Raw genomic sequence first — 25,682 nt, forward strand, 5'->3', positions numbered from 1 at the left:
GTTTTATTTTACGATGATAAGGAAATAATTCTTTTTACCACGCTGAAGAAGGATAAAGCGCTGGTTGAGCAAGTCCTTTTCGCTCAGGCAGTAGCCTTCAGTCACTTTTTCTTTGTTCACCGAGATAGAGTTTTCCCCCAGTGCACGTCGGGCTTCGGAATTACTTTTGATAAATCCTGTTTTGGCAGAGAGTGCAGCGATCATATCCAAGCCATTTTTAAGGTCATCGAGAGCTATCTCAGCCTGAGGTACTCCATCGAACACCTCAAGGAAAGTCTTTGCATCGAGCTTCTTGAGATCCTCGGAGGTAGAGTTGCCAAAGAGAATCCCAGAGGCCTGTACGGCTTTTTCCCATTCCTCTTTTCCATGTACCAAAAGGGTAAGTTCCTCAGCCAATTTGTTTTGCAAGATTCTCAGGTGAGGTGCTTGGAGGTGCTCGGCGGTAAGAGTCTCTATTTCCTCCTTAGGGAGCATGGTGAAAATCTTGATATAGCGCTGGGCATCAGCATCGGAAGTATTGATCCAGTATTGGTAGAACTTGTAAGGAGACGTTTTCTCAGGGTCGAGCCATACATTGCCCCCTTCTGACTTACCGAACTTGGTACCATCGGCCTTGGTGATCAGAGGGCAAGTAAGGGCATAAGCCTTTCCTGAAGCCTTGCGGCGGATTAGCTCCGTACCCGTGGTAATATTTCCCCATTGGTCAGAGCCCCCCATTTGGAGAGTTACCCCTTTTTCTTGGTATAAGTGAAGGAAATCGAAGCCTTGTAGGAGTTGGTAAGAAAATTCAGTAAAGGACATACCCTCGGTATTCTCGTTGGGGTCAAAGCGTTTTTTTACGGAATCTTTAGCCATCATATAATTCACAGTAATATGCTTACCGATATCACGGATAAAGGAGAGGAAAGAAAATCCCTTCATCCAGTCATAGTTGTTTACCAATTCAGCACGATTGGAAGCGGTACTTTCAAAATCAAGGAATTTGGCTAATTGTTTTTTGATACCCGCTATATTGTGAGCTAAAGCCTCCTCAGTGAGTAAGTTTCGTTCTGTAGATTTCCCAGAAGGGTCTCCGATCATACCTGTAGCCCCGCCTACTAAGGCATAAGGCTTGTGACCACAGTTTTGGAAGTGGCGGAGCATCATCACCCCCACCAGGTGTCCTATATGGAGAGAGTCCGCTGTAGGGTCTATTCCCACATAAGCGGCGCGAAGCCCTTCTAATAAGTGTTGTTCAGTCTCAGGCATGATATCCTGAATCATGCCACGCCAGCGTAATTCTTCTACAAAGTTTCTCATTTTTTTCTTCAAGGAATTAATAAGTGGCAAAGTTACGAAAAATAATGATTCATTTCTTAATAATATTTGATTAATTTTAAAAAGAAGACATTCTGCCACTTGTATCCAATTTCTGAAAATAAATGCGTTTAGAGATTGTATTTATTTAAATAAAAACGTATCTTTGCGAAAAATATAATAATGAGAAAAGCTAAATATGGGAGCTATGTAATAGGATTGTGGTTTGTGTTACTTATTGTAGCTTGTCATCATCAAAGAGAGAAAATAATAACTTTGCAAGAGGCTGAAGAGAAGGTGCTTTCATTGCCCTTGACGCAAAAAATAAATGAATATATTGATAAATTTTCACATGGGAAGCATGGGGTATCTATTCTTTCAGACAGCCTTTTGATAGATAACAAATACTTCTATGAGCTACAAATAGGATATAATTCCCCAATTCGTTATGAGACTTATTATACGCTCTATGTGAATAAGAGTAATGAAGAGGATATTCGTATTATGGAGCCTATTTCAGGGGAGATTATTCCTCTTTCTCAATGGAGAGAAGATACATCTTCTTATGAAAATCCTTCAGAAGAGGTGTCAGATAACCTATCATGTGATGAGCTACTTACCCAAATAGTACAATCTTCTAATATCACACTGATAGTGAAGCCTTCTGACTGTTATGTGGTACAAGATAGGGTAGAGAAAGATGCTATCTATGCAGGAGTGTATACTCCTACAGAAGGAGAGAGCAACACAATGGTCTTAGCTTGGATAAAATACAATGTCAGAGAAGCTAAATTGTATGATATTACTAAAGATCCTGATCAGCCTATAGAACTTGATTTTGATAAGAAAGTGCCAGTAGGATATGACTTCGAATCACAATGTGGGGCAAATTCTCAAAGAGAATAAAAGGTTGTTTTAGGAATCCATTCAGTGAGATGAAAGAAGCAAAAAACATTTGGTTTTTGAAAAATAAGTAAAAATGAACTCTATTAAATTTTACCTATGGAAGAGAAAAAAATTATAGACCGTTTTATCCGCTATGTGAAGGTTGATTCACAATCGGATCCAGAGGGGACAGAGACCCCCAGTACCCAGAAACAATGGGACATTGTACACCTTTTGGTAGAAGAGCTCAAAGAGATAGGCCTTTCGGAAGTAGAGGTTGATCAGTATGGCTATATCATGGCTACCTTGCCTTCTAATGTATCGCATACAGTGCCTACTATAGGCTTTATTGCTCACTATGACACCTCACCAGACTTCTCTGGAGCGAATGTAAATCCACAGTTTGTACATAACTACGATGGGGGAGATATAGTGCTCAATGCAAAAGAAAACATAGTACTTTCCTCCTCTTACTTCCCAGACTTAAAGAAATACATAGGCCAGACAATCATCACTACCGATGGGCTTTCTCTCTTAGGAGCTGATGACAAGGCAGGGGTGGCAGAGATCGTATCGGCTATGGAATATCTTTTGGCACATCCTGAGATTAAGCATGGGAAAATCCGAATAGCCTTCACTCCTGATGAGGAGATCGGGAAGGGACCCCATAAGTTTGATGTGCCAAAATTTGGTGCCCAGTGGGCATATACTATGGATGGTAGTCATATAGGAGAGCTTGAGTATGAGAGCTTCAATGCTGCAGGGGCTAAGATTCATATCAAGGGAAAGAGTGTGCACCCAGGAACTGCCAAAGGGCGTATGGTCAATGCTGTACTTCTCGCCAGTAAGCTTATAGAAGCACTTCCAGAGAATGAAATCCCAGAACGTACAGAAGGTAGAGAAGGATTCTTCCACGTGATGAATATCAAAGGAGATGTAGAGAATGTGTATATCAACCTGATTATCCGTGACCATGATCGCAATAAGTTCAATGCCCGTAAGGAACTATTAAGCACAATCGTGAAAGACTTCCAACAGAAGCACAAAGATGCTGTCTTTGAGTTAGAAGTAGAAGATCAGTACTACAACATGCGTGAGAAGATAGAGCCTGTAATGCATATAGTAGAGATAGCAGAGCAAGCGATGAAGGATGCAGGGGTGACACCAGTGATCCAAGCCATTCGTGGAGGTACCGATGGAGCGCAGTTGAGCTTCAAGGGCTTGCCTTGTCCTAATATCTTTGCTGGAGGAGTGAACTTCCATGGTAAGTATGAATACCTACCTGTTCCGAGCTTATTCAAGGCCATAGACGTGATCCTAAAGATAGTAGAACTCACAGCTAAGAGGAGTGAACAGTAAGCAGTGAGGAGTGAACAGTGAGCAGTTGTTATTGCTCATTAATCATTAATCATTAAAAAAGAGGTTACTCAAGGGAGAGTAACCTCTTTTTATAGTTGAAGTATAACTTAAATCATCTTGTCAATTAGTTGATTTTAGGGTCTTTCATGCCCTGTTCGATCATGTTGTAGAACTGGTCGAGCTTAGGAAGTACCACGATACGAGTACGGCGGTTTAGTGCACGTCCGTCAGCAGAAGCATTGGAAGTTACAGGGACATATTCTCCACGACCAGCAGCAGTCATACGGCTGGCAGTTACCCCGAAATCATTCTGAAGGATACGCACTACGGCAGTAGCTCTAAGTACGCTCAAGTCCCAATTGTCTTTGATACAAGTATTTTTGATAGGCACATTATCAGTATGTCCTTCTACCATGAACTCGAAATCAGGCTTGTTGTTCACTACCTTAGCGACCTTGCCAAGTACCTCACGAGCGCGAGGAGTTACATTGTAGCTACCACTGCTAAAGAGCATTTTGTCGGAGATAGATACATATACCACCCCTTTATCCACTTGTACAGTGATATCCTCATCGTCCAAGTTGCCCAAAACTCCTTTAAGGCTCTGAACAAGAGCTAAGTTGATAGAGTCACGACGGGTAACAGCATCTCGTAAGTTTTTGATAGTAAGATCTTTTTCTTTGAGACTTTCCAAAGAGCGTTCCAAGTTGTCAGCTCCTTTTTGAGTAAGCATGGTCATGTTGCCAAGGTTGGTCATGAGTCCTTCGTTGTTTTTGGCCAACATTTCATTTTTAGACTGGAGTAGTTCCTTGTCCTTAAGGCAGCTATTGAGCTTTATAGTAGCTGTATTAAGCAAGTCTTCAGTTGTTTTTAGTTGTTCTTGTACTGCGCGGAACTTTTTGTTGGAGACACAAGAGGTCATCACCAATCCGCCTAACAAGAAAAGTACCATTTTTTTCATACGTAATTCTTTTTAAAATTTTTTGTGGACGCAAAGGTACGATTTCTTATGGAATAAAACCCTATAGAAAAGGATATTTAAAAGTTAAATCTCTTTAAAACTTTTGAGGTGCTCTTAAAAAAAATTAATTTCCTGCGTTAAAACGAAAGAATCGAGATTTTATTTTTGTAAATGATATTACTATAATATTTTTTATGAAACATATTGTAATATAAACTTTTGAAATATAGGGAATATTGAAAAAAAATCATAAATAAGTAAAAAGATGAATTTATTTTTGGTAGATAGCAAAAAAAATATTAATTTTGTTGCTCCAAATTTTTTACGTATGTTGAAAAGAAATTTATTTTTAGGAATCTCGGCAATAGCCACTTCACTGACAGGGAATGCACAGGACTATCAGTGGAAAGAGGCTCAGAGTGGAGGGTATACGTATCGTTATGTAACGAATGACCCTACCAATGCCCGTTTTTACACCCTCAAGAACGGCCTTACGGTCATTCTCAGCCCTACTAATAAGGAGCCACGTGTACAGTGCTATGTAGCTGTGAGAGCAGGGAGCAAGACCGATCCGGCGACCAATACAGGATTGGCTCACTACTTAGAACATTTGCTTTTTAAAGGTACCGACAAATATGGTTCTTTAGATTGGGCAAAAGAGAAAGTAGAGCTTGATAAGATAGATGCGCTCTATGAGAAGTACAATAAGACCAAAGATCCTGCCCAGCGTAAGGAAATCTACAAGGAAATAGACAGAGTCTCTGGGATCGCCAGCAAGTATGCTATAGCCAATGAATATGACAAGATGATGTCCGCCATGGGAGCCCAAGGAACTAACGCCTTTACCTCCTTCGAGCAGACAGTCTATACCGATGATGTACCTGCCAATGCCCTTGACAAATACATAGCCGTACAAGCGGAGCGTTTCCGCAACCCTGTATTGCGAATCTTCCATACCGAATTGGAGGCTGTATATGAGGAAAAAAACCGTTCGCTGGACAATGATGGTAGTTTGGTACTGGAAACACTCCTTGCCAATCTTTTCAAAAAGCATAACTATGGGCAACAGACTACCATAGGTACAGTAGAGCACCTGAAAAATCCTTCTCTCATAGAGATACGCAAGTATTTCAATACTTACTATGTACCTAATAACATGGCGGTGATTCTTTCCGGAGATTTTAATCCAGACCATGCTATTGCCAAGATCGATAAGGCTTTTTCTTATATGAAAGAAAAGTCCGTACCTGAGTACACCTTCGCTCCAGAGGATGCCATTACCTCCCCTGTGATCAAAGAGGTAGTAGGGCCTGATGCCGAGAGTGTAACCATCGCTTTCCGCTTGCCTAGCAACCAAGACAAGGATGCTGCTTTGGCCAACTTGGTAGGTTCTATCCTCACTAATGGAAAGGCTGGACTTATTGACTTGAACTTGGTGAAGAAGCAGAAACTTCTTAAAGCAAGTGCTTACTCTTACCTATTGGTAGACCATGGACTATTGTATATCTCAGCTTCTCCTTCGCAAGGACAGTCTTTGGAGGATGTTAAGAAATTGGTACTTAACGAGATCGAAAACCTCAAGAAAGGAAATTTCGATGATGATCTTATTCCTTCGATAGTAAATAATATCAAAAAACACAAGATACAACAGACAGAATCTTACGGGGATAGAGCTTATATGCTTATGGATGCCTTTACTGGAAAACTCAATTGGCGCGATCAAGTGGCCTATGTGAATGACCTTTCGAAGGTGACTAAGAAAGATATCATGGATTTTGCCAACAAATATTTTGGAAACAACTATGTAGCTGTGCTAAAACACAAAGGAGAACGCACTGATATAGAAAAAATAGAAAAGCCTACCATCACACCTGTAGAGACCAATGCGGATAAACAATCTGCTTTTGTTAAGATGATTAACCAGATGCCAAGTACTCCTGTGGCTCCTGTATTCTTGGATTACAACAAAGACCTACAGAGATCCAAATTGGGTAAGGCAGAGGTATATTATGTACAAAACAAAGAAAATCAGCTATACCGATTGAACTTCCGCTACAAAATAGGTACCCTCAATGATCTAAAGATGGGACTTGCAGCACAGTATATACAATTCTTAGGAACAGATAAGAAATCCGCAGAGCAAATATCTAAGGAGTTCTACAAAATCGCTTCCAGCTTCAGGGTACATACTGCTGATGAATACACCTTTGTTACTATAGAAGGATTGCAAGAAAACTTTGAAGCAGCAGTGACCCTCTATGAAAATCTGATACAAAACCTAAAGGCTGATGATCAAGCTCTTGAAGCCCTTAAGGCAAGAATCCAGAAATATCGTTCAGATGTTAAGGCCAATAGAAACCAAATCATGCAAGCCCTTACCAGCTATGCACTCTATGGACCTAAGAACAAGTACAATCACGCCCTTTCTAACGCAGAGATAGCTTCTACAACTTCCCAAGAGCTTGTCGATAGGCTCAAGAAGCTCAATGATGTAGAACAAATAGTTATCTACTATGGACCTGCTACCATGGGAGAGCTTACCTCTAAGCTATCTTCCCTACACAAGGTGCCTGCTACCTTTGCTAAAGTAGCTCCTGCCAAGGTATTCAAACAAGTAGAGCAAACTAAGAATCAGGTGCTCTTCACCGATTATGAGATGGTACAAGCCGAGACACGCTGGATTCGCAATACTGTTCCTTACAATCCAGCAGAAAGTACAGTAATCAAAGTATTCAACAACTATTTTGGAGGCAGTATGGGGTCTTTGATATTCCAGACCATTCGTGAGAGCAAAGCTTTGGCTTATAGTACTTATGGTATGTATAGAGTACCAAGAAAGAAAGATGAAAAATACTATATGTTGGCTTATGTAGGAGCTCAAGCAGATAAGCTTAAGGAAGCCGTATCCACTATGGATGATCTTCTAACAACTATGCCAGAGCTACCAGCCAACTTAGACTTAGCCAAGGCACAATTGAAGAAAGATATCCAAACAGAGCGTATCAGCCAAGATGATATCATCTATAATTATCTCAATGCAAAAGAATTGGGACTTACCAAAGATATCAGAAAGGAAATCTATCAGAATTTGGACAAGATTACCATGAGCCAAGTGAAGGCCTTCCATGACAAATATCTCTCCAAAAAGCCTTATACTTATGTGATATTGGCTTCTGAAAAGAAACTTTCCAAAGAAGAACTCCAGAAGATAGGAGAGTTCAAGAAACTTACTTTGGAAGAACTCTTTGGATATTAGTTTAGCGCAGTAAGCAGTGAAGAGAAAAAAGGTAACAAGTAGAACTACTTGTTACCTTTTTTAATAAGTCTACTCCCTCATTTTTACTTTTTTGAGATTGGGGAGGAAATAGGCAATTAAGCCCATCAGAGGGAGAAAAGAACAGACCTTGTAGACAAAGGTGATACTTGTCATATCAATAAGTTTGCCTAATACAGCCGAGCCTAAAGCGCCCATACCGAAGGCGAATCCATAGAAAACACCTGAAATCATTCCTATTTTCTTAGGGAGAAGCTCTTGGGCATAGACCAAGATAGAGGCAAAGGCCGAGGAGATGATAAAGCCAATAAGCACTATTAGAATAGCCGTAGTCTGGGCATCAGCATAGGGAAGCCATAGAGCAAAAGGAGCAGCTCCCAAAATGGAGAACCAAATAATGAACTTACGCCCTACCCGATCCCCGAAGAACCCGCCAATGAGCGTACCTGCTGCTGCGGCACCTAAGTAGTAGAAGAGGTAGAGCTGTGCTTGAGTATCACTAAAACCAAAAGTCTTGATCGTATAGAACTGTAAGTAGTTATTGATGCTTGAAGTATAGAAATTCTTTGAAAAGACCAAGAACATGAGGATAATCATCGAATTGCGAACCTGTGCATGAGTAAGGTCGGGTAGGGGTATCTCTTTCTTTTTGACGGTTTGTGCCTGCTTGAGAAGTTTCTTACGCCAAGTGCCTATAAAGAATAGTATGACAATGGCAATTATAGGGAAGAGAACAAACCATAGTAGGCGTTCTAAGTGGCTCTCCTCTACAAGCTTTCCTTCGACTACTTTTTTAGAAAAAATAATCCATATCACCAGCAGAGGAGCCAATGCTGCGCCTGCATTGCCGCCCAATTGGAAAACTGCTTGCGCAAAAGAGCGCTTGCCCCCAGAGGCTAAGAAAGAGATACGGGAAGCCTCAGGATGGAAGATAGAAGAACCTATTCCCACAAAGACCACCGAACACAATACAAGGGTATAGCTATCTACCCAAGAGAGCAACCCTATCCCCAAGGCACTGAACCCCATCCCTACTACCTGTGCGTAAGGCTTAGGATGCTTATCTGTATAAGCCCCCACTATAGGTTGGAGGATAGAAGCCGCTATCTGGTAGCAAAAAGTGATCAGCCCTATCTGCGCCATAGAGAGGGCAAACTTACTCTGAAGAGCAGGATATATAGAAGGAAGCACCCCCTGCAATAAGTCGTTTAGACAGTGAGAGAGGGAGATGAGGATAATGATGAGGTATTGTGTACGTTGTTTTGTCTCCATGCTACATAGATATTTTTTAGTGCAAAAGTACGAAATATCTGTCTTTTTTTCTTTTTCGGGAAAGATTTTTTATAAACTACTTTTATTATTGATATTATATCGTTATCTTTGCCACTTGTAAAAGCCAATTAGCATGAGAATTTTTGTATTTCTTTTATCATTGCTCCCCTTGAGTACTGTTACCGCACAAGAGAGCAATGTACGTATAGGAGCCAAGGCAGGGCTTTCGCTCTCAACTTTTTCCAGAGGTTTCCTCTATCAACAGAATGATTTTTCCTATGTATCGAGCTTCTATGTAGGAGCAGTGTTGGGAGTGCGTACCGATAGAAACATTAGTGGAAAGTTAGAGCTGATGTATTCGGGGCAAGGTTCACACTACAAAGACTCTTACAATGCACAATATGGAGGACGCTATTCCTTAGGCTACCTTTCTATGGGATATATCATCCATTTTCGTTTGCTCGAATTTTTATACTTAGATGCAGGACTGACCACTGACCTATTGGTAAAGAAGGATAGCAAGGTACCTTCCCCAAGAACCTTCGATGTGGCAGGGCTTGTCGGGGTGGAGGCACCTATACTACCTTCATTAAGCCTTGAGGCAAGGGTCAAGTCAGGACAAGGAAATATCAATAATTATACTAATTATTATGGTGGTCAGGCTCCCTTCAATACAGATCTGAAGAACTTAGTCGTACAAATGGGAGTTATCTATTATTTTTGATAGAAGATGAAGGTTGAAAAGAAAAGAATAACTATTTACAAGGATTAACAACTAAAACATGGATAAAGTACTTATTTTAGATTTTGGATCTCAATATACACAGCTTATAGCCCGTAGAGTACGTGAGCTGAATGTATATTGTGAGATACACCCTTACAACCATTTGCCAGAGGGTGTAGAGGATTTTTCGGCGGTGGTGCTTTCAGGTTCTCCGTATTCGGTCAGAGCCAGTGATGCTCCTCATCCTGATTTGTCTCTCTTCAGAGGCAAGAAACCCCTTTTGGCGGTTTGCTATGGAGCGCAATACTTAGCTCACTTTTTTGGAGGAGAGGTAGCACCCTCTGATGTACGCGAATATGGGCGTGCTCACTTAGTCTATCTCAAGGATAATGAGCCTTTTCTCTCAGGAGTTCCTGCCAATAGCCAAGTGTGGATGAGCCATAGTGATACTATCAAGCAATTACCTACAGGCGCAGTACGCTTAGCCAGTACTCCTGATGTGGAGAATGCAGCCTATCGTATAGAAGGGGAGGATACCTATGCTATTCAGTTTCACCCAGAAGTGTATCACTCCACCGATGGAAAGCAATTTCTGGCGAACTTCCTCTTTAAGATAGCCAAGCTGACCCCTTCGTGGACTCCAGACAACTTTATCGAAACGACCGTAGCGGCACTTAGGGAACAAGTGGGCAAGGAGAAAGTTGTTTTAGGACTCTCAGGAGGAGTGGACTCCACTGTGGCAGCAGTACTACTCAATAGAGCCATCGGAGACCAACTGCACTGTATCTTTGTCAATAATGGACTGTTGCGCAAAGGAGAGTTTCAGAGTGTCTTGGCACAATACCAAGGGATGGGGCTTAATATCAAAGGAGTAGATGCTTCAGGAGAATTTCTCTCCGCTTTAGCAGGGATCACCGATCCCGAGGCTAAGCGCAAGACTATAGGACGAGTATTCATAGAAGTATTTGACAAGGAAGCCCACCAGATAACGGATGTTACCTATCTGGCACAGGGGACTATCTATCCAGATGTGATAGAGTCTGTTTCGGTAAAGGGGCCTTCGGCAACCATTAAGAGTCACCACAATGTAGGAGGTTTGCCCGACTATATGAAGCTTAAGATTGTAGAGCCCTTGCGAACCCTTTTCAAGGATGAGGTACGCCGAGTAGGAGCTTCTTTGGGGATTCCAGCAGAACTTTTAGGGAGACATCCTTTCCCTGGACCTGGACTGGCTATTCGTATCTTAGGCGATATTACCCCAGAGAAAGTCGCCACCCTTCAGGAGGTGGATGCTATCTTTATCAACTCCCTTAAGGACAACGGCTTGTATGATAAAGTATGGCAAGCGGGAGCAATACTGTTGCCTATCAACAGTGTAGGAGTGATGGGGGACGAACGCACTTATGAAAAATGTGTTGCCCTAAGAGCAGTAGAGAGCACCGATGGTATGACAGCCGACTGGGTACACCTCCCTTATGAGTTCTTGCAAAAAGTCTCCAATGAGATTATTAATAAAGTGAAAGGAGTGAACCGAGTAGTCTATGATATCAGCTCTAAACCACCTGCAACGATAGAATGGGAATAATCAGAGAATAGATTCCTCTGTCCCTAACAATTCAGAATTGATAATTAACAATTAAAAAATGGATATAAAAAACTACATTGAAGAGAACAAAGAACGCTTTTTAAGCGAGTTGTTTGCCCTATTGCGAATGCCCTCAGTGAGTGCGGATTCTGCTTATAAGTCATCTATAGAGGATACCGCCCGATGGATCAAGGAAGCCCTTCTTGCAGCAGGTTGTGATAAAGCAGAAGTATGTGAGACTCCAGGAAACCCCGTAGTGTATGGAGAGAAACACGTAGGAGATAACCTACCTACCGTACTGGTATATGGTCACTATGATGTACAACCAGCCGATCCTGTAGCACTATGGGATACCGATCCTTTTGAACCAGTGATTAAGAAAACAGAACTACATCCTGAAGGCGCTGTTTTTGCTCGTGGAGCTTGTGATGATAAGGGGCAAATGTTCATGCATGTGAAAGCCCTTGAATACATGGTCAAGGAAGGTAAGCTCCCATGTAATGTCAAGTTCATGATTGAGGGAGAAGAAGAAGTAGGTTCCAAGAACTTAGGATGGTTTGTCGAAAGAAACAAAGAAAAACTCAAAAATGATATTATTCTTATCTCTGATACGGGAATCATAGCAAAAGATACTCCTTCTATTACGACAAGTCTTCGTGGGCTTAGCTATATGGAGGTAGAAGTAACAGGGCCTAACAAAGACCTGCATTCAGGAGTGTATGGAGGTGCGGTTGCCAATCCAGTGAATGTGCTTTCTAAGATGATTGCCCAGCTCCATGATGAGAACAACCATATTACTATTCCTCATTTCTATGACAAGGTGAAGGAAATCCCAGCAGAAGAAAGAGCCCTTTTTGCAGAAATACCTTTCTCCTTAGAGGAATATAAGAAAGACCTTGGGGTAGCCGATGTACAAGTAGAAAAAGGCTATTCAGTAATAGAGAGTTCTGCAATACGTCCTTCGCTGGATGTCAATGGTATCTGGGGAGGATATATAGGTGAAGGTGCCAAAACGATTATTCCGAGTAAGGCATCAGCAAAAATCTCTATGCGCTTGGTACCTGACCAAGACAATAAGGAAATAGAAGCCCTTTTCACTAAGTACTTTACAGAGCTTGCTCCAGAAGGGGTTACTGTAAAAGTAACCTCCTTAGGTGGAGGGCCTGCCTATGCGATGACTATAGACAATGATGGCTACCGAGCTGCTGAAAAAGCTATGGAAAAGACCTTCGGCAAGCGCCCTATCCCTTCTCCAGAGGGAGGTAGTATCCCTATTGTAGCTCTTTTTGAAAAAGAATTGGGTACCAAATCCGTATTGATGGGATTTGGATATGATTCCGATCTTATCCATTCGCCCAATGAGCATTACGGACTCTTTAACTTCTTCAAAGGAATAGAGACCATACCGTATTTCTATGAGTATTTTGTAGAGATACATAAGAAATAATAATGATTTTTTCCTTGAAAAACTTTGACAAGAAACCCCTTGTCAAAGTTTTTTGTTTGATCTCTATTCTCTGTTTTTATCCAATGATTTAGGAGAAGATATCTTTTAAATCATTTAACTTTTCATTTAGATTTATGTGCTGAAAAAACACTAACTTTGCTATTTAAAACGCAAACTAACAGTGATGGATTTAGAGAAATTTCACTTAGTTACCCGATTGGCCTATCAAGCAGCACATTATAAAGATCGAGAGGCTATTCGCTATTGGGAAGAAGGGCAGTGGCGCCCTATGTCTTGGATGGTATTTTACGATAAAATCCAAGAACTTGCCAAGGCATTACTACATCATAGAGTAGGAGTGCAGGAAAAAGTGGGGATTTTTGCTCCCAACTCTCCCCAGTGGACTATGGTGGACATGGCAGCAGCACATCTGAGAGCCTGTGCAGTACCTATCTATGCTACCAATACGGCTGACCAAGCCGCATATATCATCAACAATGCAGGAATCAGAATCCTTTTTGTAGGAGAAAAAGAACAATATGAAAAGGTAGCGCAAATAAAAGAACAATGTCCTGGATTGCAGTATGTCATACTTTTTAATGAGACACTTTTAGATAAGGAAGATACTTTTGTATTGCCTTTATCTCAATTTCTCAGAACAGGACAAGGGGAAGAATACGAACAGTTACTCAAAGAGCGTGTTGCCCAGCGCAATATGCAAGATATCTATACTATTATTTATACCTCAGGAACCACAGGCAATCCTAAGGGAGTTCTTATTGATTATGAGAATGTAGCCTATCAGTTCATCAACCATGATGATCGCTTGGCAGTAGTAGAAGGGAATGTCTCCCTATCCTTCTTACCTCTTTCCCACGTGTATGAGCGTATGTGGGTCGCCTATGTGCTTCACAAAGGGGTGATCAACTGCTACTTAGATGATACCAATCGCGTAGCTGAAGTGCTCAAGGAGGTACGCCCCCACTATATGTGCGTGGTGCCGCGCTTATTGGAGAAAATCTATACTAAAATCTATGAAAATGTAGAAAAACAATCAGTCCTTAAAAGACTTGTTTTTGCTACAGCAACCAGAATAGCTAAGATACAATTGGGCAGAAAGAAAAAAGGTAAAAAACCTTCTTTCCTCTTGCAGAAAGCCTATAATGTAGCTGATAGAGTTGTTTTCCAAAAGCTAAAGGCTGCCTTAGGGGGGAATATCCAGATGATTCCTTGTGGAGGAGCGCTTTTGGAACCTTCTATAGGGCGCTTTTTCCGAGCGATAGGTGTCAATGTCACCTTGGGATATGGGATGACAGAGACTACCGCAACGGTATCTTGTTGGGATGATCATAAGTTCAAGCTCAAGTCAGTAGGAACACTTGTTCCTAATATGCAGGTCAAAATAGGAGAAAATAACGAAATACTCCTCAAGGGAGGTTCCATTACCAAAGGGTACTATAATAACCCAGAGGAAAATGCCAAAGCCTTTACCGAAGATGGTTTCTTGCGCACAGGGGATGCTGGTTATATAGATAAAGAAGGGAATCTCTTCATCACTGAGCGAATCAAGGAACTGATGAAGACCTCCAATGGCAAATATATAGCCCCCCAACAGATAGAAGGAAAAGTAGGTAAGGATAGCTTCATAGAACAAATAGCCATCATAGCCGATGCACGTAAGTATGTCTCCGCTCTGATAGTGCCTAACTATGATGCGCTGGCTGAATATGCTAAGTCGCTGAACCTGAAGTATAAAAACTATGCAGAGCTGATAAAGAACAGTCAGATAGTGGAGTTCTTTCAGAAGAGGTTACAGAACCTACAGCAAGAGTTGGCTTCTTACGAACAAATAAAGAAATTCACCCTGCTTACCACCCCTTTTTCTATTAATAATGATGAGCTTACCCCTACACTGAAGCTCAAAAGGAAAAATATTTACAAGAACTATTTCCGAGAAATAGAGGCAATGTATGCATAATTAGAACAAACATGGCAAAACCAGTAGTAGAACTTAAGGATGTTTCTATCTTTCAGAGGAAAAACCTTATCTTACACGATATCAACCTCACTATAGAACGAGGCGAATTTGTCTATCTTATAGGTAAGACAGGAAGCGGGAAGAGTTCCTTGCTCAAGATACTCTATGGAGACCTCCCACTGAAGAAAGGCAGTGGTATGGCGGTGGATTTCGACTTAGCTACCCTAAAGGAAGCAGAGATTCCCTATCTGAGAAGAAAGATAGGAGTTGTATTCCAGGACTTTAAGTTGCTTCCGGATAGAACTGTATTTGGCAATTTGGAGTTTGTCTTACGAGCTACAGGTTGGCAAGATGCTCACAAGATAGAGACACGTATCAATAGTGTGCTCACCAAGGTAAAGATGCAGACTAAAATACAGAAGCATCCTCATGAACTCTCAGGAGGAGAGCAGCAACGTGTAGCCATAGCAAGAGCCCTGCTCAATGACCCAGATCTGATATTGGCTGATGAGCCTACAGGAAACCTTGACCCTGAGACCAGTGTGGAGATCATGAAGGTAATGCGAGAGATCAATGACTCCGGACGCTCTATTCTGATGGCCACTCATGACTATGCCCTGATACTGAAGTTTCCTTCCAAGACTATCAAGTGTGATGCTGGGAAACTCTTCGAGGTAGTACAGCGTACGGTATAGCTAGAAATCGAATTTTAGCTGAATATCAATGAGTTGAAATGTTTTTCGATGATATTCGCAAGCCCCATACTCAAGGATAGCCTCACGATGTTCGCGTGTAGGGTATCCTTTGTTTTTATCCCAATGATACATAGGATATTGCTTGTGAAGGGTTTCCATATATGCATCGCGGTAGGTTTTGGCCAGCACAGAAGCGGCAGCAATACGCATAAAGCGTCCGTCTCCCTTCACCTGGCAGGAGTAGGGAATCTCCTTGTAGGGCTTAAAACGATTGCCGTCCACTACGACAAACTCGGGGGTGAGGGTCAGCTTATCCAAAGCCTGATGCATAGCCTCAATAGAAGCGTTGAGGATATTAATCTGGTCAATTCGCTCAGGGGACAGATGCACTACAGCATAGCTCAGCGCCTGCTCCTCAATGATAGGGCGTAGTAGGTTGCGCTGCTTTTCGGTCATCTGTTTAGAATCATTCAGCAGCGGGTGGTAGAAGTCCTCGGGGAGTATCACTGCTGCGGCCGTGACAGGCCCTGCCAAGCAGCCCCGTCCTGCTTCATCGGTTCCCGCTTCCTGCGGGGAGAAAAACCATTTTTCCATAGGATTAATTTTGTAAAACTAACAGATTACAACCGCGAATATCCGCAGCATCGAAGCGACCTAATACTTCAAAAGAGCCATCAGGGTAAGCCTTGCCCAAGTCCTGAGTGGCGATAAAGCTACAGGAGTAGTAGTTGGCAAGGTCTATCACATTAATCCCCCCGATTTTACCATAGGGTAGGGGAGAGAGCGCATCTTCGCTGTCTCGGATTAGAATCTTCATCCAAGGAACCGGATAGAAAAGGCCATTCCCTTGGCTATATGCTTGAGAGAGTAGTTCGGTCATCCCATATTCGGAGTGAATTACCTCCGTACCGAATCCCTTGCAAAGTATGCTGTGTAATTCCTCACGAATCAGCTCTTTGCGTCGGCCTTTCATGCCGCCAGTCTCCATGACAATTGTGTTTTTTAAGGAAAACTGGTATTGTTCCACCAAGTCCAACAGCGCAAAAGAGACCCCCATAAGGAAAATCTTTCGTCCCTGTGTATCCCACACACTAAGCTTCTGGGCGAGTTCCTCCTGATTGTAGAGGTAGAAACCACTTTCCTTCTGAGCATGCCCTATCAAGTCCTCTGCCATATAGATAAGAGAAGAGCCCTTGCGCTCAAGGTAAGAAGGAAGCAGCGCTAAAAAAATATACTCCTCTACCTCTCCATAGAAGTGAGCAAACCCCTTGCGGAAACTCTCTCTGTAAAGGGCGAGAGAGCTTACCAAGTGCCGAGACGTTTGGCTACCAGTGGTGCCACTACTGGTGAAGACCTCCTCAAAAGGTGTGGTAGCGGCATAGACTTCCTTGCTTTTGAAAAATTCTATAGGCAAGAAAGGAATCTCCCAGAGGGTATGTACCGACTGAGGAGTTTTTCCAAAATAATTGCAAAACTCCTGATATACTGCATTGTTTTGGTATTGAAAAGCAAATACAGCTAAAGCCTGTGCCTGAAATTGTTCAGAGGTATAATCGTGAAAGAGGTTATTCATGTAGAAACTAATAGGTGCTTTTAAATTGTGTCACCGTTAGTAACATAATTTTTAATAATTGATTACCAAGGTAAAACCTTTTCGAAAAATAGGGATATTGTCCCCCTATAATAAAGTCTTTTTATACAAGGCAAAGGTACTATTTTATTTTAAGATGACAAAGTGTTGGGAGCACTGAAAAATTATGTATATTTGCCGATTGGAAAAGTAAAATCTCACGCAAGGTAGAATATCTTATCAGAGAAGAAGGGGGGAGAAAACAATGGAGGAGAAAAGAGAAATCACTTACTATTGAGGTTCTTACAATCAGTAGTATATTATTTTTTTATTTGGTTATAAAACTATAAAAATTTGTTTATCTCCTTATAAAAACCTAATTTTGCACTCAAATATAAAAAGAAGTATAATATACTTTAGTGAGATATAGAAAAATAAAACTATGGATGAGCTCAAATATATAGAAATCAATAACTTTACTACACTTTCAGGGAAAGTGTACCCTAAGATAAAGCTTACTTATCAGCTTTTTGGGCAACCCTTGGGAGAGGCTCCTGTGATTGTGGTCAATCATGCACTAACGGGCAACTCACAGGTGATTGGTAAGGAGGGGTGGTGGAACCAAACCGTAGGGGAGGGGCAACCCTTTAATACGCTGACTCATACGGTGATCTGTTTCAATATTCCAGGGAATGGCTATCGCAAGGGGGAACTCCTTACGGACTACAAGGCATGGACAGCCCGCGATGTAGCGCGTATCTTCCTTTTAGGTTTGGAACTATTGGGAGTGGAGCATGTGGATATTCTTTCGGGGAGCTCCTTAGGCGGAGGTATCGCTTGGGAGATGTTGGTACTTGCCCCCCAATATGTTACTCACTTTTTTGCCGTGGCTACCGACTGGAAGACTACCGACTGGGTTATCGCCAACTGCCTGATCCAAGAGCGCCTTTTGGAAGGGAATAATCCCCTACATGATGCCCGTATGCACGCTATGCTTTGTTACCGTACTCCAGCTTCGCTCAAGGAAAAGTTCGACCGCAGTATCAATATAGAGCGCAACCTCTTCAATACTGAGACATGGCTACTCCATCATGGAGAAAAACTCCAAAACCGCTTTACATTGGAAGCTTATAAGCTTATGAATCAGCTGGTTAAAACTATTGATATTTGTAAGGACAGAGGGGATTTTGCTCAGGTTATGGCACCTATTACCACTCAAATACACATTATAGCTACCGATACCGATTTGTACTTTGTCCCAGAGGAAAACCGATTGACCTATGAGGCGCTAAAGCAAATGGGCAAGAAGACCACCTATCATGAGATTCACTCCATACATGGGCATGATGCTTTCCTGATTGAGTTTGACCAATTGGATGCTTTTATTCGTCCTTGTCTTAGCTAAACTTATGGCATAGTTATTGTAAGGGACTTACTAAAGAATTGATTTATGAGAGAAATATACATACTACTGAGCCTGTTATGCAGCACTCTGCTCTGGGGACAACAACCCCTAACACAAGTGCAAGCAAATGCTTTCGAAGAGAAAGTAGTGCAGAAGAATAAGACTATCAAAACGATGCAGGCTTCTTTTGTTCAGAAGAAACATCTGGAGTTTATGTCCAAGGATATGGAAACCAAGGGTGAAATGGCCTTTTCCAAGCCAGACAAGCTCAACTGGAGCTATACCACCCCCTATAGCTATCGTATTGTATTCCAGGGAGATAATATCAAAGTAGACGATGCGGGGAAGGTGTCACAGATGAAGGCCGATAATAAAGTTTTTAAAAAGATTAATCAGTTGATTACTCGTTCGGTAAGTGGAGATATGTTCGACCAAAAAGAGTTTGCCGTTACTTTTTTCACTTCGGGGAAAGAAACCTTGACAAAACTTTTGCCCAAGGACAAGACCTTGCTCAAGTATATCAAGGAGATACATTTGTTTTTCTCTCCTGACGCCACCGTAGGGCGTGTCAAGCTTATAGAACCCACTGATGACTATACCGAGATTACCTTTACCCACCAACAATTCAATACTCCTATTGATGAAGCGACTTTTAAGCTATAGTATCTTCCTCTTATTACTCAGTTGTGGAGCCTCTTTTTCTTTGCCAGAGAGCTATCAAAAGGAAAAAACAGGGGAGAAGATAACCCATCCTTATTTTGATATAGGAGAGCACCAGCTAAGAGCCACGATTGAGGCTTATGGACATAGTTTCAATGGAGTGTTGGCGATAAAAACAGTTACCGATAACTATAGAATCGCCTTGATTACCGATTTTGGCAATACACTTTTCCAGTTCTACTATAGAAGAGGGGAAGGTTGGCGGGTGGAATATATAACTGAAGCCTTGGATAGGAAACCACTCATCAGACTGCTTCAGCGAGATTTTGAGGATTTGTTACAAGCAGATAGGTACGCGGATAAGTATACCCATAATCAAGAGGTCGCTTATGTGGCAACAGAAGGAAAAAGAAAGGTGTATCTATTCGAAAATCAAGATAAAAAAATATACAAACAGGAGAATATAAAAGGCTCAAAACACTATACCACTTTTGCAGCTCACTATAAGGCAGCAGGAGAACTCTCACAGATAGTCATAGAGCATCACACTGTGCCAGTAAAAATTACCTTGGACGTATTGTAATGAAAATAAATAAATATGTTAGAAAACTTTTATACACTTAATCAAATAGAATCACAAGGAGAGGGAAAATACCTTTGCCGTATTACCCTCAATGCTGCTCATCCGATTTTTGCAGGGCATTTTCCGAACAATCCTGTAACCCCTGGAGTGTGTATGTTGCAGATTATCAAGAATATTACAGAAGAAATTACTCAAAAGAAACTATTTCTGAGCAAGACCTCACAGGTGAAGTTCATGACCCTAATCAATCCTAACACAGCAGGAGAGCTCACCCTACAGTTGGAACTTGCAGAGCATCCCGATACGATAGTCGTTAAGAATACTACCTCCTTTGGCGATACTGTAGCCCTGAAACTCACCAATACCTATAAGCTATGCTAAGAGTTTTTTTGTTTTTTTTCCTAAGTACCTTTTGTATACAAGCCCAATCCATAGAGGAGATACGCAAGGCATATACAACTGCCTCAGAGAGTAAGGAGCAGAAGGAGCGATTCTACCAGCTTATGCAAGGGGCTGCCATGGATACTTCTGTCAAGGAAGCCTACAAGGGAGCTTCTCTGATGATGTATTCTAAACAATCAGGAAAACTCCGCACGATGCTCAAGGAAGGAAAGGCACTGATAGAGGGAGCTATAGGGAAAGAACCTCAGAATATAGAGCTACGCATGATACGCCTAAGTGTGCAGGAGCATTTGCCTAAAATAGTCCCCTATCGTGCTAATATAGAGGAAGATAGAAAATTTATCCAAGATCACCTTTCCCAACAACCACAACCCCTGAAGAAATATATAGAAAACTATATTAATGATTAATGATCAATGATTAATGATGTTGATTTTTAATAAGATAGGTAGGGGGCGAAAAAGATGATCTATAAAAGATGATCTATAGCAGAGAATATAAATTATGAATAAATGAAAATATAAAAACCTTTACATAATGTGGAAAAGTTTTTATATTTTTATATTTTTATTTTTTGTATATTTGCGCCATAAAATAGTTTTTAATCAAAAATTTTATATTATTAGACAAATGAAAGTATTTTTAACAGCTTTATGTTGCTGTGCTTCTTTCTTTACTTTTGCACAGCCCAAGTTGGAAGAGACTTGGAAGGATTCTCACCTGAATGAAACCCTGGAGACTCCACTGGGTTTTCTTAGAAAAGAAAAAACTACTGTAGAGAAAGTAGATTATTTTCTTGGGGTGGATAAGAGCAATAAAATCAAGTATATAGAGACCAGTAGCCCTGCTTTCAAGGTAAGTAATTACAACCTTAATACCAAGCTATTTGGTTTTAAGAACTATACTTATACCCGCTATTTCGAAGGGTGGGGGTACTACCTGAGAATCAATGCTTCTTGGTGTGCTTTCTTTGGAAAAGCAAAACCTACTAAGGATACCCGTCCTGTCTTCTTTTTCAACTATAACTTTGGGGCAGCAGAAGGGAAACCTATTTTTGATGCCAACTACGAAGAAGTATTAGCAGCACAGCAAAAAGCAGAGAAGGAAAAGGCAGAGAAAAAAGCCAAGGAAAAGGAGCAGCAAGCACAGAAAAAAGCTGAATATGAGAAGGAAGCAGCTCGCTTAGCCAAAGAAAAAGCTGAGAAAGAAAAGGCGGAACTTGAGCGTAAGCAAGCCATACAGAAAGAAGTAGAAAAGAAAAAAGCTGAGGAGGAAGCCAAGAAGAAAGCAGAAGATGAGGCCAAGCAGCAGTACGCACGTGAAGTAGCTGCCTACAATGCCCAAAAAGAGGCAGAGAAAAAAGCGAAGGAAGAAGAGAAAAAACGTAAATCGGAAGAGTTTCGTACAGGACAGAGAGTAGTTAATACCGAATTGGCTCAAGGAGGAAGTACTGCTACAACTTCCTCAACAGAAGCACTCCAAGGAGGAGAAAAATACTTGGATGAAACCCTCAAGGCAAAACTAAAGAAATCACTCCGTGATTATCAAGCATATATAAACAAGAATCAAAAACGAACAGAGGCTTACCCTTTGGTATTGGTCAATTACAAAGATGTAATGGAATATTCGCAAAGTGAGCTTTCGAAAATTACGAAAGTTAATTCCACTACAGTATTCAAGAAAGGTGCCAAACGTACAGAAGATTTCAAAGAAAAAGGACTCAACGGGGTGGTGATCATCAAGGTAGAGTTTTCAAAATAATATTAGTTTGTTCATTTGTTAAAAAAAGGACATTGCCTCTGTGGCAATGTCCTTGTCTTTTTATCGGACTAACTTTTTGTACTTGATACGGGTAGGAGTGACCTCCTTGCCTAAGCGTTTTTTCTTATTTTCTTCGTATTCGGAGAAACTTCCCTCGAAGAAATACACTTGAGAGTCTCCCTCAAAAGCCAAGATATGAGTACAGATACGGTCTAAGAACCAACGGTCGTGTGAGATCACCACAGCACATCCAGCAAAGTTCTCTAATCCCTCTTCGAGGGCGCGTAGGGTATTGACATCCAGATCGTTGGTAGGCTCATCTAAGAGTAGTACGTTACCTTCTTCCTTGAGAGTCATAGCCAGATGGAGGCGATTGCGCTCCCCTCCGGAAAGTGTAGCCACTTTCTTGTTTTGGTCACTACCCGAGAAGTTAAAGCGGCTCAGGTAAGCACGAGAGTTCACCTGTCGCCCTCCCATAAGGATGAGGTCTTGCCCTTCGGAGAAGTTCTCCCAGATGCTTTTCTCAGGATCTATATTCTTATGAGTCTGGTCAACATAAGCGATTTTTACGGTATCCCCTACGAGGAATTCTCCACTGTCGGGTTTTTCTTCGCCCATGATCATACGGAAGATGGTGGATTTACCCGCTCCATTAGGACCTATTACCCCTACGATTCCCGCCTGAGGGAGTACAAAGTTCAGGTCGTCGTACAAGAGCTTATCTGCGAAAGCCTTGCTTACATGGCGAGCTTCTATCACATTGGTACCCAAGCGAGGTCCATTAGGGATATATATTTCGAGCTTTTCTTCCAATTGTTTTTGGTCTTCGCTGAGCAGGCGGTCATAGTTCTGCAAGCGGGCTTTCTGCTTGGCTTGTCGTCCCTTAGCCCCTTGTCGCACCCATTCAAGCTCCCTTTCGAGTACCTTTTGGCGCTTGCTTTCTGTCTTTTGTTCTTGGGCAAGGCGTTTTGCCTTTTGGTCGAGCCAAGAGGAGTAATTACCTTTCCAAGGAATCCCTTCCCCACGGTCAAGCTCCAAGATCCAGCCAGCGACATTGTCCAAGAAATAACGGTCGTGAGTTACAGCGATCACCGTACCTGCATATTGTTGTAGGTGTTGTTCGAGCCATAGAACAGACTCAGCATCCAGGTGGTTGGTAGGCTCATCCAAAAGCAATACATCAGGTTGTTGTAAGAGCAGGCGGCAGAGGGCTACACGACGGCGTTCGCCGCCTGAGAGTACCTTGATAGGGGTATCAGGATCAGGGGTGCGGAGTGCATCCATAGCCACTTCCAGCTGGTTGTCTATCTCCCAAGCATTCAGGGCATCTATCTTGTCTTGTAGTTCCGCCTGTTTGTCCATGAGTTTTTGCATCTTGTCCGGATCGGAGTAGTTCTCCTCCAGACCGAAGAGATCATTGATATGGTTGAACTCCTCCAAGAGCTTCATTGTCTCGGCCACTCCCTCGCGCACTACCTCAATGACGGTTTTCTCTTCGTCCAACTTCGGTTCTTGCTCTAAGTAACCCACCGTATAGCCAGGGGCGAAGACCACTTCTCCCTGATAGTTTTTGTCAACTCCGGCGATAATTTTTAGTAGGGACGACTTACCCGCCCCATTAAGCCCCAGAATACCAATCTTAGCCCCATAGAAGAAACTCAGATAGATATCCTTGAGCACCTGTTTGTTTGTCGATGAATAGGTTTTGCTAACCTTATTCATGGAAAAGATGATTTTCTTATCGTCTGCCATAATAAAGTGAAAAATTAGGTGCAAATATACGAATTATTTTGTATATTTGTCGGCAAAAATAGGATTCAAGTATGTGCTATATACCTTATAGACCTTTCTTAGCACCAATGATTTTAGGGATAACTTTGCTGGTCTCGTTCTCTTGCTCAGCACAGAAGAATACCACTTACCCCACAGAAAAGGGTATATTTGATCAAAACGGAGAGTATAAGGGAGACGCTTTCTTTTGTCTGGATGAAATAGAGACACTTGTAGATACGATTATAGCAGAAGGGAAAAGAAAGAGAAGGCATTATGTAATGCAGTATCCTGATGGAAAAGGAAATATATACAGATTTGGGAAAGGTGATAAATATGCAGGTTTGTATTGGTTTAACTCTTATAACAGATATCATGTATATCGTGGGTACTATTTAGATACAGGTGTCATATATACCAAGAAAACAGCGTTAGGAGATACTCCTATTGGCAAAGAAATCACCTATACAAAAGAGGGGAAGGTAGAGAGTATCATAGATTATGAAGCTGATTTTTCTACACCTTTGGAAGAAATAATAGCTTTATGTAGAGAAAAATTCAATGTAGATTTAGAATACAAAGTTCCTGTGAATCCTTCCGAAATTGAATTTAAGCGTATGATTTATAAGCAGCATCCCGATTTTCCTAAAGCTTACATATTATCATTTTCTTCCAAGGAGGAAAAGGAAGATAATAAAAAACGATTTATAGTTATTAAAGACGGAACTAAAGAAGTTGTAATGGATAAATTAATTAATAGAAGGATAGAAACTCCTGATGGGAAAGACCTTATCAAAGTAGAAGAAGCATATATACCTGATAAAGAAATTATAAAAGCACTCCTTTTTCTAAAAAAGTAACAGAACTATGACACAGACATTTGTAAGGAAAATATGTTTATTCCTATTTTTAATTCTACAGCTCGCCAGCTGTCAAAACAATATACCTAAAGAAGAAGCTATGAACGAGCCCGAATACGAATGGGGAATCTCTGTGAATGCCCCTATTGGCTATCCTGTCCATGTATATGCAGGAAAAGTTGGTCCGCAATATATAATAAGAGAGCTTTGGTGCTCGACCGAAGAACCTGATTGGGGAGAAGCCTATGCCAATGAAGGAAATTACTCCAAGGAACTCCCCAAGAATATAGATATTGTATGGTTTTCTTTTATAGAGAATTGCTTTTATAACCTACAAGCTCCTCTTGACTATGAAAAGATAGAAAAACTGTTCAAAGAGGGCTTTGAGCAGCGTATCCGGTATGGGGAACTACGCCATATCACCTACGATGGTCTGGTAGTGGGCTTAGCTCCTGGAGGCACTGTTGTGGTATGGGTAGGATATGGATATTCCCCTATTACAGAGGTAGGACGCTTCCAAGCCTCTCAGATCTATCTAACAGAAACTTCTGATATGGATAGCCACGAGCGACTTATTTTTGATAAGGAATATAGAAAGAGTATTGCTACAGCACCCAATATAGTTCCTCTGGAAGTACAGAAAGCTAATGAAGGGAAACCTATTCCCTATAACCTATGGGATCACTATGCTGAGACCCAATACCGATGGTACCCTACTTTTGAAATCCCTGATGGAAAGATGGGAGATGTTGATTTCCAATATTGGAATGGGGAAGCCAATACTATTTTTTATACCGATTTAGAACCTACTACTGAAAGAGAGACTATTCTTAAACCTAAAGTATGTCAAGAACCTATAGGAAAACTTCCTTTGTATAAGGAAGTAAGTTTTACTTATAGGAGGGCTATTGATGGAGTAAAGTATATTGCTATCATTACCTTTGATTGGGAACAGAGTGCTGAGACTTATAAAAAGGTTTTCGGGGAACATCCTGAGGAGGTAACAGCGCAACTTTACTTTCGTCTGAATCGAAATAACACTCATGTAACAACTCGCCTGATAGGGAGTAATGGAAAGGATCTTATCATAGCACCCAAAAAAATATATATAGGGGAAGCTGATCCCTATGCAGCTCCTGTGGATGAACAATTAATAAAAAAACAATAGTATGGGATATTCATTTGTATACAATTC

At 41.4% G+C, this 25,682-nt stretch carries 22 protein-coding genes; 16 read left to right on the forward strand and 6 right to left on the reverse strand.

All coding sequences use genetic code 11. The features are described 5' to 3' along the window. Window positions 1-3: 3 nt before the first annotated feature. A complete protein-coding gene (gene tyrS, locus CGC50_RS10560; protein ID WP_002666199.1) occupies window positions 4-1,299 on the reverse strand; it encodes a tyrosine--tRNA ligase in 1,296 nt (431 codons plus the stop codon). Window positions 1,300-1,479: 180 nt separating this feature from the next. Between tyrS and CGC50_RS10565 the strand changes: the two genes are divergently transcribed. Then, window positions 1,480-2,202: a hypothetical protein gene (locus tag CGC50_RS10565; protein ID WP_095910791.1), complete on the forward strand. Its 723-nt coding sequence runs from the start codon at window positions 1,480-1,482 to the stop codon at window positions 2,200-2,202. 96 nt (window positions 2,203-2,298) lie between these two features. Beyond that, a complete protein-coding gene (gene pepT / locus CGC50_RS10570) occupies window positions 2,299-3,540 on the forward strand; it encodes a peptidase T (RefSeq protein WP_002666327.1) in 1,242 nt (413 codons plus the stop codon). Window positions 3,541-3,664: 124 nt separating this feature from the next. Here pepT and CGC50_RS10575 read toward each other — a convergent pair whose 3' ends face one another. Then, on the reverse strand, window positions 3,665-4,501 hold the full coding sequence (locus CGC50_RS10575; protein WP_095910792.1) for an OmpA/MotB family protein: 837 nt from the start codon (window positions 4,499-4,501) through the stop codon (window positions 3,665-3,667). Window positions 4,502-4,829: 328 nt separating this feature from the next. Here CGC50_RS10575 and CGC50_RS10580 point away from each other — a divergent pair, with 328 nt between their 5' ends. After that, window positions 4,830-7,757: a M16 family metallopeptidase gene (locus CGC50_RS10580; RefSeq protein WP_095910793.1), complete on the forward strand. Its 2,928-nt coding sequence runs from the start codon at window positions 4,830-4,832 to the stop codon at window positions 7,755-7,757. A gap of 69 nt (window positions 7,758-7,826) precedes the next feature. Here the strand turns inward: CGC50_RS10580 and CGC50_RS10585 are convergent, their stop codons facing one another. Beyond that, window positions 7,827-9,047: an MFS transporter gene (locus tag CGC50_RS10585; RefSeq protein WP_095910794.1), complete on the reverse strand. Its 1,221-nt coding sequence runs from the start codon at window positions 9,045-9,047 to the stop codon at window positions 7,827-7,829. A gap of 133 nt (window positions 9,048-9,180) precedes the next feature. Between CGC50_RS10585 and CGC50_RS10590 the strand changes: the two genes are divergently transcribed. From CGC50_RS10590 to CGC50_RS10610, 5 genes are all read left to right on the forward strand, one after another. Then, window positions 9,181-9,771 carry an outer membrane beta-barrel protein gene (locus tag CGC50_RS10590; RefSeq protein WP_002666197.1) on the forward strand — a complete coding sequence of 197 codons (591 nt, stop codon included), beginning with the start codon at window positions 9,181-9,183 and terminating at the stop codon, window positions 9,769-9,771. Between the two features lie 58 nt (window positions 9,772-9,829). After that, window positions 9,830-11,356: a glutamine-hydrolyzing GMP synthase gene (gene guaA / locus CGC50_RS10595; RefSeq protein ID WP_002666330.1), complete on the forward strand. Its 1,527-nt coding sequence runs from the start codon at window positions 9,830-9,832 to the stop codon at window positions 11,354-11,356. A gap of 58 nt (window positions 11,357-11,414) precedes the next feature. Then, window positions 11,415-12,803: a dipeptidase gene (locus CGC50_RS10600; RefSeq protein ID WP_095910795.1), complete on the forward strand. Its 1,389-nt coding sequence runs from the start codon at window positions 11,415-11,417 to the stop codon at window positions 12,801-12,803. A gap of 184 nt (window positions 12,804-12,987) precedes the next feature. Further along, a complete protein-coding gene (locus CGC50_RS10605) occupies window positions 12,988-14,781 on the forward strand; it encodes an AMP-dependent synthetase/ligase (protein ID WP_095910796.1) in 1,794 nt (597 codons plus the stop codon). Window positions 14,782-14,792: 11 nt separating this feature from the next. Next, window positions 14,793-15,476: a cell division ATP-binding protein FtsE gene (locus CGC50_RS10610; protein ID WP_002666243.1), complete on the forward strand. Its 684-nt coding sequence runs from the start codon at window positions 14,793-14,795 to the stop codon at window positions 15,474-15,476. Here CGC50_RS10610 and CGC50_RS10615 read toward each other — a convergent pair whose 3' ends face one another. Both CGC50_RS10615 and CGC50_RS10620 read right to left on the reverse strand, forming a co-directional pair. Beyond that, the gene (locus CGC50_RS10615; RefSeq protein ID WP_095910797.1) at window positions 15,477-16,070 is read right to left on the reverse strand and encodes a ribonuclease HII; all 594 of its coding nucleotides are present in this window, start codon (window positions 16,068-16,070) and stop codon (window positions 15,477-15,479) included. Window positions 16,071-16,074: 4 nt separating this feature from the next. Continuing rightward, window positions 16,075-17,049, reverse strand: coding sequence for a long-chain-fatty-acid--protein ligase (locus CGC50_RS10620; protein WP_095910798.1), 975 nt, complete (start codon window positions 17,047-17,049; stop codon window positions 16,075-16,077). 439 nt (window positions 17,050-17,488) lie between these two features. Here CGC50_RS10620 and CGC50_RS10625 point away from each other — a divergent pair, with 439 nt between their 5' ends. The 6 genes from CGC50_RS10625 (at window position 17,489) to CGC50_RS10650 (ending at window position 21,857) form a co-directional block, all read left to right on the forward strand. Next, the gene (locus tag CGC50_RS10625) at window positions 17,489-18,451 is read left to right on the forward strand and encodes an alpha/beta fold hydrolase (protein WP_095910799.1); all 963 of its coding nucleotides are present in this window, start codon (window positions 17,489-17,491) and stop codon (window positions 18,449-18,451) included. A 45-nt stretch (window positions 18,452-18,496) separates the two neighbouring features. Further along, window positions 18,497-19,114, forward strand: a complete 618-nt coding sequence (locus CGC50_RS10630) for an outer membrane lipoprotein carrier protein LolA (protein WP_095910800.1) — start codon at window positions 18,497-18,499, stop codon at window positions 19,112-19,114. Beyond that, window positions 19,092-19,694: a hypothetical protein gene (locus tag CGC50_RS10635; protein ID WP_095910801.1), complete on the forward strand. Its 603-nt coding sequence runs from the start codon at window positions 19,092-19,094 to the stop codon at window positions 19,692-19,694. The genes CGC50_RS10630 and CGC50_RS10635 overlap by 23 nt, the downstream gene beginning before the upstream one ends. A gap of 15 nt (window positions 19,695-19,709) precedes the next feature. Beyond that, window positions 19,710-20,075: a 3-hydroxyacyl-ACP dehydratase gene (locus CGC50_RS10640; protein ID WP_095910802.1), complete on the forward strand. Its 366-nt coding sequence runs from the start codon at window positions 19,710-19,712 to the stop codon at window positions 20,073-20,075. Continuing rightward, the gene (locus CGC50_RS10645) at window positions 20,069-20,506 is read left to right on the forward strand and encodes a hypothetical protein (protein WP_095910803.1); all 438 of its coding nucleotides are present in this window, start codon (window positions 20,069-20,071) and stop codon (window positions 20,504-20,506) included. The genes CGC50_RS10640 and CGC50_RS10645 overlap by 7 nt, the downstream gene beginning before the upstream one ends. A gap of 220 nt (window positions 20,507-20,726) precedes the next feature. Next, a complete protein-coding gene (locus tag CGC50_RS10650) occupies window positions 20,727-21,857 on the forward strand; it encodes a hypothetical protein (protein ID WP_095911353.1) in 1,131 nt (376 codons plus the stop codon). A 60-nt stretch (window positions 21,858-21,917) separates the two neighbouring features. On the opposite strand, the gene ettA is transcribed toward CGC50_RS10650, so the two are convergent. Further along, window positions 21,918-23,609, reverse strand: coding sequence for an energy-dependent translational throttle protein EttA (gene ettA, locus CGC50_RS10655; RefSeq protein WP_095910804.1), 1,692 nt, complete (start codon window positions 23,607-23,609; stop codon window positions 21,918-21,920). Window positions 23,610-23,680: 71 nt separating this feature from the next. Here ettA and CGC50_RS10660 point away from each other — a divergent pair, with 71 nt between their 5' ends. Both CGC50_RS10660 and CGC50_RS10665 read left to right on the forward strand, forming a co-directional pair. After that, entirely contained in the window at window positions 23,681-24,487 is an 807-nt protein-coding gene (locus tag CGC50_RS10660) for a hypothetical protein (protein WP_095910805.1), read from the forward strand. 7 nt (window positions 24,488-24,494) lie between these two features. Next, window positions 24,495-25,655, forward strand: a complete 1,161-nt coding sequence (locus CGC50_RS10665) for a DUF2931 family protein (RefSeq protein WP_095910806.1) — start codon at window positions 24,495-24,497, stop codon at window positions 25,653-25,655. Window positions 25,656-25,682 lie beyond the last annotated feature (27 nt).

It is taken from the genome of Capnocytophaga gingivalis (assembly GCF_002302415.1).
GTDB classification, from domain to species: domain Bacteria; phylum Bacteroidota; class Bacteroidia; order Flavobacteriales; family Flavobacteriaceae; genus Capnocytophaga; species Capnocytophaga gingivalis.